Here is a 14,076-nt window from a genome sequence, read left to right as displayed (position 1 = left end):
AGTATCTGACATGGCAACCCAGGTCCTGAAGATCGCCTCGCTCGGCGACCGTCGCGACATCCCCTTCAACAAGCTCGTGCTCTCCCAGGCCAACGTCCGCAAGGTCAAGGCGGGCGTCTCGATCGGCGAGCTCGCCGAGGACATCGCCCGCCGCGGCCTACTCGAGAACCTCAACGTCCGCCCCGTCGCCACCGCCGACGGCGAAGAGACGGGCATGTTCGAGGTGCCCGCCGGGGGCCGCCGGTTCCGGGCGCTCGAGGCCCTGGTCAAGGCCAAGCGCCTGGCGAAGACCCATCCGATCCCCTGCAACGTCCGCGACGCGGCCTCGCCGATCCCGGCCGAGGAGGACAGCCTCGCCGAGAACTCGCAGCGCGAGGCGCTTCACCCGCTCGACCAGTTCCGCGCCTTCCAGGCGCTCGTCGCGCGCGGCCAGGGCGAGGAGGAGATCGCGGCGCGGTTCTTCGTCTCGGTGGCGATCGTGCGCCAACGCCTCCGGCTGGCCTCGGTCGCGCCGGCGCTGCTCGACGTTTATGCGGAAGACGGCATGACGCTCGATCAACTGATGGCCTTCACCATCACCGGCGACCACGCCCGCCAGCTCCAGGTCTGGGAGAGCCTCGCCAAGAGCTACAACCGCGAGCCCTACTACATCCGTCGCATGCTGACCGAGGGCGCGGTGGCCGCCACCGACCGGCGCGCGGTGTTCGTCGGCGCCGAGGCCTATTCGGAGGCCGGCGGCGTCATCGGCCGCGACCTCTTCACCGAGGACCGCGGCGGCTGGTTCGAGGACGTGTGGCTCCTGGAGCGGCTCGCAACCGAGCGCCTGGCGCGCGAGGCTGAGGCGATCGGGGCCGAGGGCTGGAAGTGGGTCGAGGCCGCGATCGACTTCCCGTACGGCCACACCGGCGGGCTGCGCCGCATCGACGGCGAGCGTCCGACGCTCACCGACGAGGAGCAGGCGACCTACGACGCGCTCGTCGACGAGCTCGATCGCACCTATGCCGAGCACGAGGGCGAGGACGAGCTGCCCGAAGCGGTCGACCTCAGGCTCGAGGAGGTCGAGACGGCGATCGCAGCGTTCCAGAACCGGCCCACGGTCTACGATCCAGCCGAGATCGCACGCGCCGGCGTGTTCGCCTCGATCGACGGCTCAGGGAGTCTCAGGGTCGAGCGCGGCTATGTCCGGCCCGAGGACGAGGCCCCGGTCGAGGCGTCGGGTCCCGAGGGCGATGGAGGCGAGGTCGAGCCCGCCGCCGTTCCCGGTCCTCAGCGGGCGGTGATCACCGTCGGCGGCCAGCCGACCGAGCCGGACGAGGACGAGGAGGCGATCAAGCCGCTCCCCGACCGGCTGGTCACCGAACTGACCGCGCACCGGACGCTGGCGCTGCGCGACGCGGTCGCGGCCAACCCGCAGGTGGCGCTGACCGCGCTACTTCACCGGCTCGTCGCCGACAGCTTCCATCACCGCAGCGGCGGTTGCCTCGAAGCCTCGGTCCGGCACGTCTTCTTCCCCGTCCAGGCCGATGACCTCAAGGACAGCGCGGCGGCGACCAGCGTCACCGCCCGGCACGATGCCCTCGCGGCGAACCTGCCCAGCGACGACCAGGCGCTCTGGGACCATCTCGCCGGCCTGGACGACGCGGCCCGGCTGGCGCTGCTAGCGCACTGCGTCAGCTACGGGGTGAACGCGCTGTTCGAGCGCGCCAACCCCTATGGAGCCGTCTCGCCGGCGACGGTTCGGCAGCGCATCGCCGACGCCGACCGGCTGGCGCAGGCGGTCGGTCTCGACATGGTGGAGGCTGGCTGGACGCCGACCGTCGGAAACTATCTCGGCCGGGTCACCAAGGCCCGGATCCTGGAAGCCGTGCGCGAGGGCAAGGGCGAGATGGCGGCCCAGCTGATCGACCATCTCAAGAAGGGTGACATGGCTAAGGAAGCCGAGCGGCTGCTGGCAGACACCGGCTGGCTTCCCCACCCGCTGCGCAGCGCGTCCGACGAGGTGGAGGCAACCGCCGACATCCCGTCCGAGGCCGAAGCGCTGCCCGACTTCCTCACCGACGACGAGGAGTCTGAGGAGCGCGAGGGAGACGAGGCCGACGAGCCGTTCGCCATCGCCGCCGAGTGACCGGAGGTGCGGGGCGGCTACGGCCGTCCCGCATCCCGCTTGCCTGATAAGGAGACCTTCCATGCAGACTCTTCGTTACGCCGAAGTGTCGGCGCTGCACCTCGAGCCCGAGACCTTCGCCCAGCTCCGGACCCTGGCCGACACCCAACCGGGACGGCCGGGCGGCTTCGGCTACGACGCCGAAAATCCGTGGCATCAACTTGTCATCGAACCGCATTGCTACGGCTGCTGGGTTCACACCGGCATCGTCGAGGACGGGCCGCTGGACGAACTGCCGCTGTCGCTCGTCGCCGTGCTCCGCAAGGCGCACGCCCACGATGCGGTCTGGGTGTTGTTCGACGGCGACGTCGCGCCCTTGCTCGACCTGCCCACCTTCGACCATCCCGACCCGCCGGCCGAGCCGACGCCGCGGCGTGTGGTGTTCGGCTATCAGGTGCCCGTCCACGTCGAGGTCGAAGACGGCCTGGTTGCACGCGTGAAGATCATCGACGAGACGCCGGTCCGCGATCCCATCCTGATCGACGGCGACGCCGACGACCTCGAAGCCGCAGTGGCCGCCTCGGACAATGGCCAGAGCTGGCCGTCCTGGTCGTTCGGCTACTGACCCGAGCGATTCCCGAATCCTCGATCCACATCGACGAGCCCTTCAATACGCCGGATTTCGTCCTTTCAGGACACCTGCCATGGCGATCTCAGACCACGCCCGCACCAACTTCCAGACGCTCATCCGGGCCGCAAAGGCCGACGACCTCGCGCTCATGGAGTGCCTCGACGCCGCGACGGGCGAGACCCGCTACGTCCTCTGCGCCGTCGGCCGCGACGGCGGCGACTATCTGTTCACGCCCTTCGGCCACCTCGCGCCCGGCAACCCCTACGAGGCGTATCGACCGCCCGCCGAGGGTGGCGGCTTCGGCTCAACGCCGGACGGGCCCACACGGGGTCGGGCTTGACGGGGCTCGGCGCATCCGCGCCGGGCCCCGTCGTCCTGCCGGACGGCGACCAGAGGGAGAGAGCGGCCGTGACGGGGTGTCCGGAGCGGCTCGAGAGAGAGCGGGAGCCGTCCGGGCTCACCCCTTCCGCTCCCGGAGCTCACCCCCATGCCGAAACTTGCCCTCGACCTCGCGCCCGCCGTCGCGCGCCCTGGCCTATCGCCCGAGGCGCTCCTCGCGGCCGCCCAGGCCCTTCTGCCCTCACTCGTTCAGGGCCGGCCCGTCGATGCTCGTTCGCTTCGCGACGCCATGACCACCGTGACCGCCGGGTCGGACGCCGAAGGCCTCTGGGGCTGGAAGGACGCCTACGACGCGTGCGAGGTCGCCCAGCTGCTCTTCCTGCGTCGCTTCGGCCCGGCGCTCGCGGCCAAGCCCATCGCCGCCCGGCTCGCGGCGCTAGGCAAGGTCGCGGCGCTCCTGCCCACCCACACGCGGCGATCCGAGGAGAGCCAAGCGCTCCAGCAGTTTTCGACGCCGCTGCCGCTCGGGCTCGTCGCGGCGCATGCGGCGGTGATCACCGCGGCCGATTTGCTGCTCGAGCCCTCGGCCGGCACCGGGTTGCTCGCCATCCTCGCCGAGATCGCCGGGGCCGAACTCGCGCTGAACGAACTCGCCGACACCCGCGCCGGGCTGCTGCGCCTCCTCTTCCCGGCCACTCCCGTCACAACCTTCGACGCGGCCCGCATCCACGATCACCTTTCCGCTGATCTGTGCCCCAGCGTCATCCTCATGAACCCGCCCTTCTCGGCGGGCGCGCATATCGAAGGCCGGGTCGCCGACGCCACCTATCGGCACATCGCCTCCGCGCTGGCGCGGCTGGTCGAGGGCGGCAGGCTGGTCGCGATTACCGGAGCGTCCTTCGCGCCCGACAACCCGTCCTGGACGCCCGCCTTCGCGCGGCTGCAGGAGCGCGGTCGGCTCGTGTTTAGCGCCCCGATCGACGGGCGGGTCTTCGCCAAGCATGGGACGACGGTCGAGACGCGGCTCACCGTCATCGACCGTGTGCCCGCGGCCGACCCTGCCGTCTTTCCGCCAGCTCATACGGTGGCGGCCAACGCGGCGGCGCTGCTGGCGCTCGTCGAGCGGCACGTCCCGCCGCGCCCCGCCTGTACGCCGAGCCGGTCTTCCGCACTTCCGACTCTGCGTGTTTCCGGCTCTCCGGCTCGGCGCGGACCCGCGTCTCGGGCCCGCCCGCTCGCGCCCGTGGCGGCCGATGCGGTCGAGCTCGGCTACGAAGCGATCGAGCGGCCGAATGCCGAACCCGCGCGGCTCAGCGACGCGCTCTACGAGCCGTTCGCGCTGCAGACCATCCGCGTGCCGGGCGCACGCCCGCACCCGACGCCGCTCGTCCAGTCGGCGGCGATGGCGAGCGTGCGACCGCCGCTTCCGACCTATCGCCCGCACGTGCCGGCGGGGCTGGTCGAGGGAGGCCTTCTCTCGGACGCGCAGCTCGAGACGCTGATCCTCGCCGGCGAGGCGCACCGCGAGCAGCTCGCCGGGGCATGGACCGTCGACGCGACCTTCGACCTGGTCACCGCTGCGCCCGACGATGCGACGAATGCGGTCCGCTTCCAGCGCGGCTTCATGCTGGGCGACGGCACCGGCGCGGGCAAGGGCCGCCAGGTCGCGGCCATCATCCTCGACAACTGGCTGAAGGACCGCCGCCGCGCGCTCTGGGTCTCGAAGTCCGACACCCTGATCGAGGACGCACAGCGCGACTGGTCGGCGCTCGGCCAGGAGCGGCTGCTCATCCAGCCCTTGTCGCGGTTCCGCCAGGGGACGCGCATCCGCCTGGAGGAAGGCGTCCTATTCGCCACCTATGCCACGCTGCGGTCCGACGCGCGCGAGGAGAAGGTTTCGCGGGTTGCTCAGATCGTCGACTGGTTGGGCGCCGACTTCGATGGAGTGATCGTCTTCGACGAGAGCCACGCCATGCAGAACGCCGCCGGCTCGAAGGGCGAGCGGGGCGACGCCGCTCCCTCGCAGCAGGGCCGCGCAGGGCTTCGCCTTCAGCACGCTCTCCCGAACGCGCGCGTGCTCTACGTCTCGGCGACGGGCGCCACCACCGTCCAGAACCTCGCCTATGCGCAGAGGCTCGGCCTCTGGGGCGGCGAGGACTTCCCGTTCGCTACCCGCGCCGAGTTCGTCGCCGCGATCGAGACCGGCGGCGTCGCGGCGATGGAGGTGCTCGCCCGCGATCTTCGCGCGCTCGGTCTCTACACTGCCCGCTCGCTCTCCTACGACGGCGTCGAATACGAGATCGTCGAGCACGCGCTGACCCCTGAGCAGACGCGCATCTACGACGCCTATGCGGGCGCCTTCCAGATCATCCACCAGAACCTCGACGCCGCGCTGGAGGCGGCGGGCGTCACCGCCCAGACCGAGCAGGGCTCCTCGACGCTGAACGCGCAGGCGAAGTCTGCGGCGCGCTCGGCCTTCGAGAGCTCGAAGCAGCGCTTCTTCGGCCACCTGCTCACCTCGATGAAGACGCCGACGCTGATCGCGAGGGTCGACGAGGACCTGGCCTCCGGCCACGCCTGCGTCGTCCAGATCGTCTCGACCGGCGAGGCGCTGATGGAGCGCCGCATCGCCGAGCTGCCGGCCGAGGAATGGTCCGACGTCCAGGTCGACATCACGCCGCGCGAGTATGTGCTCGACTATCTCGCCCACGCCTTCCCGGTGCAGCTCTACGAACCCTTCACCGACGGCGAGGGCAATATGTCGTCGCGGCCGGTCTATGACGACGGCCAGCCTGTGCTCTGCCGCGACGCGGTCGAGCGGCGCGACCGGCTGATCGAGCGGCTCGCCTCCCTGCCGCCGGTCGCCGGGGCGCTCGACCAGATCGTCCAGCGGTTCGGCACCGACATGGTGGCCGAGGTCACCGGCCGCTCGCGGCGCATCGTCCGCAAGCGCGGCGAGGACGGCGTCGAGCGGCTTGCCGTCGAGGGCCGTCCCGCGGGCGCCAACCTCGCCGAGACCTCCGCCTTCCAGGACGACGAGAAGCGCATCCTCGTCTTCTCGGACGCCGGCGGCACCGGCCGCAGCTACCACGCCGACCTCGGCGCGAAGAATCGGCGCTTGCGCGTCCACTATCTGCTCGAGGCGGGCTGGAAGGCCGACGCCGCGATCCAGGGGCTCGGGCGCACCAACCGCACGCACCAGGCGCAGCCGCCGCTGTTCCGGCCGATCGCCACCGACGTGCGCGGTGAGAAGCGCTTTTCATCCACCATCGCGCGCCGGCTCGACACGCTCGGCGCGATCACGCGCGGCCAGCGCCAGACCGGCGGCCAGGGCATGTTCCGGGCGTCGGACAATCTGGAGAACGAGTACGCGCGCGCCTCGCTGCGCCAGCTCTACATGCTGCTCATCGGCGGCAAGGTCGAAGGCTGCTCGCTCGGACGCTTCGAGGAGGCCACCGGCCTGTCGCTGATGACCCGCGACGGCGCGATCAAGGAGGAGCTGCCGCCGATCACGCAGTTCCTCAACCGGGTGCTGGCGCTGCCGATCGCCTTGCAGAACCTCCTGTTCGAGGTCTTCGACGGGCTGCTGAACGCGCGCGTCGAGGCGGCGGTTCAGGCGGGGACGTTCGACGTCGGGCTGGAGACGTTGCGGGCGGAGTCGCTCGCCATCGTCGACCGCCGGACGGTCTACACCCACCCGGGCACGGGCGCGGAGACGATCGCGCTGGAGGTGCGGCGGCTCGACCGTATCGACGCGCCGAGCCTCGCGGACGCCCTCGATCTGGCCCACAAGGCATCGGGTCGGCTGCTCGTCAACGCCCGCTCGGGCCATGCCGCGGTCCAGGTCCGGGCGGCGAGCGTCACCCTCGACGACGGAGAGGTCGAGCGCCGCGTGCGCCTCGTCCGCCCGACCGAGCGCAAGAACCTGCCCGAGGCGGCGTTTCTCGCCTCGCACTGGGAGGAGGCCGACCAGTCGGCATTCGCCGAAGCCTGGAACGCCGAGCTGGCGACGCTGCCCGAACTGGTGGAGAGCCGCTTCTGGATCGTCACCGGGCTCCTGCTACCGATCTGGCGGCGGCTGCCGCAGGACGGCTGCCGCGTCTACCGGCTCCAGACCGACGACGGCGAGCGCGTGATCGGGCGGCGCGTGGCGCCCGCCTGGATCGCCGAAGCGCTCGGTGGCGACTTGCCCGACGTCTCGGCCGACGACGCCTGGGAGGCGGTGCTCGGTCGCGGCGGGTCGCTCCAGCTCGCCGATGGTCTTGCGGTCCGACGCTCGCTCGTCATGGGCACGCAGCGCGTCGAGCTGACCGGCTTCAGCGACGGCAGGGTCGCGCGGCTGAAAGCGGACGGGCTCGTCTCGGAGATCATCGCCTGGAAGCTCCGCCTGTTCGTGCCGACTGGCGCGGACGGGCCGGCGACCCTCGCGCGCGTGCTGGGCCGTCATCCGATCACCCGCGTGATCGACCGTGCCGCGGCCTGATCCCATGATCAGCGCCGCCGCCGAACTGGCACACCGCCTCGCGCGCAACGCCGAGGCGGTCTGCCGCCACTATCTCCCAAACGGACGCCGCGAGGGCCGCTACTGGCTCGTCGGCGATGTCGATAACACGCCGGGCCGGTCGCTGTTCGTCCGGCTGACCGGCGGGGACCGCGGCAAGGGCGCCGCCGGCAAATGGACCGATGCCGCGACGGGCGAGCACGGCGATCTCCTCGACCTGATCGCCGCGAACCGCCGCTGCACCAGCCTGCGCGAGACCCTGGCCGAGGCGCGGCAATTCCTGTCGCTTCCGCAGCCGAAACCGTTCGACGAACGCCTGCTCGAACCCGCGCCGCAAGGCTCGCCCGAGGCCGCACGCCGGCTGTGGGCGATCTCGAAGCCGATCCGGGGCACGGTCGCCGAAGCGTATCTGCGGTTCCGTGGGATTGCGGATCTCCGGGACTGCGCCTCGCTGCGGTTCCATCCGCGCTGTTGGTATCGCCCGAACGCGGACGACCCTCCGGGCACGCGCGAGGCCTGGCCGTCGCTGATCGCGGCGATCCGCGACGGCGCGGGAGTGCTCACCGGCGTCCATCGCACCTGGCTCGATCCCGGTGGCGAGGCCAAGGCGCCGATCGCGACGCCACGCCGCGCTATGGGCCGGCTTCTCGGCAACGGCGTCTGGTTCGGACGGCCCGCCGCGGTCATGGAGGCCGGCGAAGGGCTCGAGACGATGCTGTCGCTCCAGCAGGTGATGCCGACCATGCCGATGATCGCGGGGCTGTCCGCCAACCACCTCGCCGCTCTGACTCTGCCCCCGACGCTCCGCCGCCTCTACATCGCGCGCGACGACGACCCGGCCGGACGGGGGGCGGTGACGACGCTCGCCGCCCGCGCGCGCGACGCCGGGATCGAGGCGCTGACGCTCGACGCAGTCCTCGGCGACTTCAACGAGGATCTGCGCCGGCTTGGCCATGCCGCGCTCGCGGACGGGGTTCAGGCGCAGCTCGCACCGGAGGACGTCGCGCGGTTTCTGGTCGTGGAGGCCCGGAAAGGAGGCTGATCGACAGCGGTTCGCTCCGGTCCGGCCGGCGCCTGCCGGTCGATCGAGAGCCGCGCCTTCGGCCTTCCCAAGAGGGCGATCGGACCGGAGCCGGTCCAGGCCGGCAACGGCTTCGGCCGACTCTTTTCCGCCGGGCCGCGAGCGGCCCTTTGCATCGCGAACCAAAAGAGCCGGCCTTCGCCATCCTCCGCTGGCGCTCCGGCCGCGGCGAGAGCGCCGCGGTGCAGGCCCGGTCCGCCCCCGCTCTTCGTCGCCCGTGAAGGCCGCGAGAGGCGCGGTCTTGAGACCCCGGAGGCGACGATGACGACCGACCATGACGAACCCGCCGAGACCAGCCCGACCGCGGAACTCCTTCACGAACTCCAGCTCTACGGCTACCGCCCCTTCCAGGACGAACCCGATCCCCGCCCACTGCCCGAGAGCCGCATCGTCACAGGCAGCCTCGCGGATCTCTTCGACGCGATGGTCGTGATGCTGCAGGACACGCGCCTCGAACCCGACCTCGAGGACCTGCTCTGGGGCCAGGTCAACCTCTTCCACCGTGCCGCCGACCGGATCGAGCGCGCGCTCGACGATAACGAGCAGGCACAGAAACGCCTCCAGCGCGAGCAGGACGGCTCCGAAGTCCGTTCGGTCGAGCTCGAGCGCGCCATCGCCGAGGGCATCCACCTCCTGGAACGCCGCGACGCCTTCGAGCTGATGCGCGATACCGCCTCCGATCTCTACCGCTTGCACACCGGCTCCGCCTGGCTGCCTCGCCACGGATCGCTGGCCACCCGGCGCACGATGACCGCAGCGATGATCGACAGCCGCGACTTCCTCGCCGCTCGCCGCAAGGCCGAAACCGACACCCTCCTGCCGACCGGACCGAAGGTGGCCTTCACCGGCGGGCTCGACTGCAACAACGTCCAGGCGATTTGGGCCGCACTCGACCGGGTCCACGCCAAGCACTCCGGCATGGTGCTGCTGCATGGCGGCTCGCCCAAGGGCGCCGAGCGCATCGCCGCCTGCTGGGCCGACAACCGCAAGGTCACGCAGATCGCCTTCAAGCCCGACTGGACCAAGCATCAGAAGGCGGCGCCGTTCAAGCGCAACGACGCGATGCTCGACGTCCTGCCGATCGGGGTCGTGGTGTTCCCCGGCACCGGCATCCAGGACAACCTCGCCGACAAGGCGCGGAAGCTCGGGATCCCGCTTTTCGACTTCCGGAAAGGCGGCGCGTGAGCGCCGCCCTAGTCCGCGTCCCGCAGGTGATTGCTCAGCAGGCTCGATCCGCTCCGTTTCGCCAGGATCGCGATGTATCGGCGCTGCTCGTTGTGACTTGACCTGGCGATCGACGACATCGCTTCAAGCGCCTGCTCCGAGGGAGCACGTCCGGCGTCTATGAACGCCTGATAGATTTCGTCGATGGCTTCTCGGGTGAACGCGTCGCGTATCCAGTCCAGAGCTTCCCGGTCTCCAGCATCCAGCTCGTCGGTCATCCTCATCTCCTGTCCGCAGTCGGTCGAACCTAGGTGGCTTGGTCAAGGACGAGAAGATCAGTCTCCTGCCCGCGAGCACCGACCCGCTCTCATAGTCGCTGATCCTTGGTCCAGCCCAGGACCTTGTGACGATCAACCCGCAAGGGGTCGGTACGCTGACGCTACCGCCGCCAGCGATGCTGTCGGTGATCGCGGCCCTGCGCCGGACACGTCGGGCGCCTGTCGAGCGAGGGCGGTCCCCGCTCCCGAACAGGAGCCGGTCAGATGCCTTTGTCCCTCGCTCAGCGTCGCGCCTACGACCTCGCCAAGACGCTCATGATCTGCGTGGTGCTCATCCAGACCGACAGCGGCTACGGCGTCATGCCCGCGTCCGAGTTCGACGGACCCGCCGAGGCGATCGTCCACGAATACGACCCGTTCGGATGACGGGTCGGCATCACCCGATGCACGGCGCCGGTGTCCGATTGGGATTCCGGCGCCGCCGATCCTTTGCTATTCTACGCTCACGCGCTGTGGAGGTGGTGGATGCGCGTCCTGACCATTTGCATGGAGGACGCCCATGATCATCGCCACCGCCGCTAGCTTCGCCGTCATCGGAATGCTGCTCTGGCTCCTCTTCACGCTCGCCGTCTTCGCGCTGCCCTTCTACGCCGGGCTGTGGGCGGCGATGTGGGCGTACAGCCATGAGGCGGGCCTGATCGGCGCCGCCGTCGTCGGCGTGGTCGTGGCCGGTCTCACGTTCGGGGTCGGCCAGGTCTTGTTCGCCACGATCCGCTCGCCTTGGCTCCGTGCTCTGGTCGCCGCGATCTACGCCGCTCCGGCCGCGATCGCAGGCTACTCGGCCGTCTATGGCGTCTCCGGCATCGGCGGCACGGGCGAAGCCTGGCGTGTCGCCTTCGCCGCGATCGGCGCAATCGTGGTGGCGGCCGTCGCCCGGGCCCGGGTGAGCGCCCTTTACCCGGGTGATCCCGGGCGGAGCGTCGCCGGACCGCTACCGGCCACTGGGCGCATGCTGGGCACGGCCAACGACGGCTAGGCCGACACCCTCATCCTCGAGACGGTGCGTAGGGGCGGCGTGAATGCGGCGGGTCGAGTTCGCACGGGCATGCGCGCGGACATGGATCGCTTGTTCAGGCGGGCGCTTCGTCCCGAGTCGGCGATCGTCGGGGACGCGGCGTCTGACGGGTTCTGTTCGGGAGGAAGGGCGTCCGTTTCTCGCGCCGGAGCTTGTCTTTACGCGACGGCGGCTGGCCCGATCTTGTCGGGGGCCTGAGGGGTCGGCCACGTCTCCGGTCGGGGTGCTGTCGGTTCCCGCGGCCCACCACGTCCTCTCCTTGGCTTGATCTGGCCGAGGGACGGGCTGCGCCCTCGATCGCCTGTGCCGCAACGGCGCCGTCGAACTTTCTTCCCCTGGGCTGACGCCCATTCCTCGCGAGGCAAGAAAGCCCGACGGCTCCGTCCTCCGCGCTGCTCCGGCCTTTCAGGTGCGGCGTCGATCGCCCCCGGCCTTGCGATCGCCATCGAGGCCGCGATGGGCGCGGGCTCGGTGACAGCAAGACAGGAGACTTACCATGGCGACCATCGGCACCTTCAAGAAGTCGGGCAACAGCTTCACCGGCTCCGTCACCACCCTGGCCGTGCAGGCCAAGAACGTCCGCATCGTTCCCGAGGAGAACCGCTCGAACGACAACGCGCCGTCCCACCGGGTCTTCGTCGGCTCGGTCGAGATCGGCGCCGCCTGGGAGAAGCGCTCCAACGAGGGCCGCGACTACCTCGGGCTCAAGCTCGACGATCCGAGCTTCACCGCTCCTATCTACGCCAACCTCTTCGACGACGAGGGCGGCGACACCTACAGCCTCATCTGGTCGCGCCCGAACGGCAAGCGCCAGGGCGACTGAACCCGCCAGCGACGCCCCGCCCGGGACCACCCGGGCGGGGCGCTCACGCACGCTTTTCCTCTTCCGCCTCTTCGAGTCCGCTCGGTTCCTCCAGGAGCGCAGCGGCGCGAACGCCGAGCGCTTCGCTGACATGCCATAGGGTGACGATCGTGACGTTCTGCTGCGCCCGCTCCATACTGGAGACGTGCGCGCGGTCCGCGCCGATCTTGTCGGCCAGCCCGGCCTGGCTCAACCCGGCCGCCTCTCGGTAGCGTCTCACATTCGTGGCGAAGACCTTGCGGATATCCATCCGCATTGTCTCCGCCGTTCGCGTATTATAGTGCGACGTATTATAATACGCGATGCGACGCCGCTTGGCGCGCCAGACCGTTCGCCGCAATCGGCAAGGAACCGAAGCAAGTTATGGCGCGCACCCTCCGATCTGATAGGGCATGCGTTAACCACGATCGTTTGGAGAGGACCTGGGTTGAGAGGGAACGCCGTGGCCACACGTCGATCGCCGCTTGAGGATGCTCCACCTGCGTCGGACCGGGTCACCGATTACGACCTGGCCCATGCCGTGACCTATCTGCGGCTCCTCGATGCGCAAGCCGACGGCGCCGATTGGCGGGAGGCCGCGAAGATCGTGCTCGGTCTCGATGCCGACGCCGATCCCGACCGCGCACAACGCGTCCATGCGGCGCATCTTGCACGGGCCCAGTGGATGACGCACTCGGGCTATCGCGACCTGCTGCAGCGCGCCGCCGACGAGGATCGCTGATGCCGTACGGGCATCGCTCGATCTAGGTCGAGGACTCGACCTTTAGAAGCTGTGCGGGAATCCATGATTGCATCATGCACGCGGAGCGTGCGGGGGATCGCTTCCGTGGCGGCTCGAAGGAGTCCGTCGTGTCGAGTAGAGATTGGCGTTCCGAGAGCGCATATCAGGAGCTGGATACCGCGTCCCTGAGGGACTTGGCCTGGGAATATCTGCGGCGCAATCCGGACTATGCGCGCGACCACGAGCATGCGGTCGCGGCGCAATCCGAGGCGGCGGCTGCCGCCGCTGCCCGCACTTGGGGGTTGCGATTTCGTCGTCGATCCGCGTCTTCCCGCAAGCAACGCCGAGGTCTTCTGGTCGGTCCGATCTCACCAAGTGATCGCGGCGATGGCGACGCCGGCAGCCCTGATCGACTACGCGGGAGCTTTCCTCCCTTGGCCGCAGCCAAGGGCTGAAATTAACGGCGCCGACGGCCGGCGCCTGCTCTTTCGCGAGCAGGACGGCCTCGATGTGCAGCTCGACATTCTCGACGCGGCGAGCCCGCAGGCGGCCCTCGCCGCGATCGTCCCTTTCGGCCCCGACCTCCCCGAACGCGTCGCCGCTCTGCTCGACGCCTGGCACGCTCTCGCCGGAGGGCCCCGGAAGCGGGATCCGCTCACGCGGCAACGCCGCCAGCGCCTGGTCCTCGGCCTCCGGGCGCTCGACGGCCGCGCCGACGGCGCGAGTTACCGCGCGCTCGCGGAAGGCCTGTTCGGCGCCGAGCGGGTCCCCTCGGGCGCGGCTTGGAAGACGCACGACCTGCGCAGCCGCACGCTGCGGCTCGTCGCGGACGCGACCAAGCTGATGCGCGGCGGATATCGCGCGCTTGCGGGGTTGCCGCAGCAGACCGCCTGACCTTCCCGGGGTCCATTCTTCGACACCGCATCTTCGGACTCCCCACACGCCAGCGCCCTTCGCCAGCTTGGGCCCGTGACGGCCGCCGACACCCGGCAGCCGCCAGCTGTCCACGGAGGCTCGCCGATGTCCGCTGTCCCCGCCAATCTTCCGCCGCGCTACCTGCGCACCCCCGAGGCCGCGCGTTTCCTCGGCCTCTCCGGCCGCACGCTCGAGAAGCACCGCACCTACGGCACCGGCCCGCGCTACTCGAAGCTCGGCGGTCGCGTCGTCTACAAGGTCGAGGACCTCCAGGCCTGGGTCGACCGCGGCGCCAAGGCGTCCACCTCGGACGACACCGGCGACGTGGTGCTGCCGGCAAAGCGCCACGCGGCCGTCTCGCCGGCCTATGCCGGCCAGGCCCGCCGCTGACGCCCGGCCGCCGTC

General features: G+C 70.3%; 15 protein-coding genes. 13 read left to right on the top strand and 2 right to left on the bottom strand.

What is annotated here, in order from left to right:
* Window positions 1-10 precede the first annotated feature (10 nt).
* The 6 genes from VGN45_RS06410 (at window position 11) to VGN45_RS06385 (ending at window position 9,841) form a co-directional block, all read left to right on the top strand.
* Complete coding sequence (locus VGN45_RS06410) at window positions 11-2,125, top strand: ParB/RepB/Spo0J family partition protein (protein ID WP_327460526.1); 2,115 nt, start codon at window positions 11-13, stop codon at window positions 2,123-2,125.
* 61 nt (window positions 2,126-2,186) lie between these two features.
* On the top strand, window positions 2,187-2,729 hold the full coding sequence (locus VGN45_RS06405) for a hypothetical protein (protein ID WP_327460524.1): 543 nt from the start codon (window positions 2,187-2,189) through the stop codon (window positions 2,727-2,729).
* Window positions 2,730-2,808: 79 nt separating this feature from the next.
* Entirely contained in the window at window positions 2,809-3,075 is a 267-nt protein-coding gene (locus tag VGN45_RS06400) for a DUF6117 family protein (RefSeq protein WP_327460522.1), read from the top strand.
* A 147-nt stretch (window positions 3,076-3,222) separates the two neighbouring features.
* The gene (locus tag VGN45_RS06395) at window positions 3,223-7,557 is read left to right on the top strand and encodes a strawberry notch family protein (RefSeq protein WP_327460520.1); all 4,335 of its coding nucleotides are present in this window, start codon (window positions 3,223-3,225) and stop codon (window positions 7,555-7,557) included.
* A 4-nt stretch (window positions 7,558-7,561) separates the two neighbouring features.
* Window positions 7,562-8,617 carry a DUF7146 domain-containing protein gene (locus VGN45_RS06390; protein WP_327460518.1) on the top strand — a complete coding sequence of 352 codons (1,056 nt, stop codon included), beginning with the start codon at window positions 7,562-7,564 and terminating at the stop codon, window positions 8,615-8,617.
* 300 nt (window positions 8,618-8,917) lie between these two features.
* Window positions 8,918-9,841 (top strand): DUF2493 domain-containing protein, encoded by a 924-nt coding sequence (locus VGN45_RS06385; protein ID WP_327460516.1) that lies wholly within the window; start codon window positions 8,918-8,920, stop codon window positions 9,839-9,841.
* An 8-nt stretch (window positions 9,842-9,849) separates the two neighbouring features.
* On the opposite strand, the gene VGN45_RS06380 is transcribed toward VGN45_RS06385, so the two are convergent.
* Window positions 9,850-10,098 carry a hypothetical protein gene (locus VGN45_RS06380; RefSeq protein ID WP_327460514.1) on the bottom strand — a complete coding sequence of 83 codons (249 nt, stop codon included), beginning with the start codon at window positions 10,096-10,098 and terminating at the stop codon, window positions 9,850-9,852.
* A gap of 264 nt (window positions 10,099-10,362) precedes the next feature.
* Between VGN45_RS06380 and VGN45_RS06375 the strand changes: the two genes are divergently transcribed.
* From VGN45_RS06375 to VGN45_RS06365, 3 genes are all read left to right on the top strand, one after another.
* Entirely contained in the window at window positions 10,363-10,524 is a 162-nt protein-coding gene (locus VGN45_RS06375) for a hypothetical protein (RefSeq protein ID WP_327460512.1), read from the top strand.
* A 133-nt stretch (window positions 10,525-10,657) separates the two neighbouring features.
* Window positions 10,658-11,134, top strand: coding sequence for a hypothetical protein (locus VGN45_RS06370; protein ID WP_327460510.1), 477 nt, complete (start codon window positions 10,658-10,660; stop codon window positions 11,132-11,134).
* Window positions 11,135-11,669: 535 nt separating this feature from the next.
* A complete protein-coding gene (locus tag VGN45_RS06365) occupies window positions 11,670-11,996 on the top strand; it encodes a DUF736 domain-containing protein (protein ID WP_327460508.1) in 327 nt (108 codons plus the stop codon).
* 43 nt (window positions 11,997-12,039) lie between these two features.
* Here the strand turns inward: VGN45_RS06365 and VGN45_RS06360 are convergent, their stop codons facing one another.
* Complete coding sequence (locus VGN45_RS06360) at window positions 12,040-12,285, bottom strand: helix-turn-helix transcriptional regulator (RefSeq protein ID WP_327460506.1); 246 nt, start codon at window positions 12,283-12,285, stop codon at window positions 12,040-12,042.
* Between the two features lie 192 nt (window positions 12,286-12,477).
* Here VGN45_RS06360 and VGN45_RS06355 point away from each other — a divergent pair, with 192 nt between their 5' ends.
* The 4 genes from VGN45_RS06355 to VGN45_RS06345 all read left to right on the top strand — a co-directional run bounded on the left by VGN45_RS06355 (window position 12,478) and on the right by VGN45_RS06345 (window position 14,061).
* The gene (locus VGN45_RS06355; protein WP_327460504.1) at window positions 12,478-12,756 is read left to right on the top strand and encodes a DNA -binding domain-containing protein; all 279 of its coding nucleotides are present in this window, start codon (window positions 12,478-12,480) and stop codon (window positions 12,754-12,756) included.
* Between the two features lie 74 nt (window positions 12,757-12,830).
* Window positions 12,831-13,211, top strand: a complete 381-nt coding sequence (locus VGN45_RS14655) for a transcriptional regulator domain-containing protein (RefSeq protein ID WP_414643396.1) — start codon at window positions 12,831-12,833, stop codon at window positions 13,209-13,211.
* Window positions 13,144-13,650, top strand: coding sequence for a DUF2285 domain-containing protein (locus tag VGN45_RS06350; protein ID WP_414643413.1), 507 nt, complete (start codon window positions 13,144-13,146; stop codon window positions 13,648-13,650). The genes VGN45_RS14655 and VGN45_RS06350 overlap by 68 nt, the downstream gene beginning before the upstream one ends.
* Window positions 13,651-13,776: 126 nt before the next feature.
* The gene (locus VGN45_RS06345; protein ID WP_327460500.1) at window positions 13,777-14,061 is read left to right on the top strand and encodes a helix-turn-helix domain-containing protein; all 285 of its coding nucleotides are present in this window, start codon (window positions 13,777-13,779) and stop codon (window positions 14,059-14,061) included.
* Window positions 14,062-14,076: the final 15 nt, after the last annotated feature.

It is taken from the genome of Brevundimonas sp., assembly GCF_035999125.1.
In the GTDB taxonomy this organism is placed as follows: domain Bacteria; phylum Pseudomonadota; class Alphaproteobacteria; order Caulobacterales; family Caulobacteraceae; genus Brevundimonas.
The sequence above is the reverse complement of the archived record's forward strand: the minus strand, read 5'-3'. Positions and strand labels throughout refer to the sequence as shown.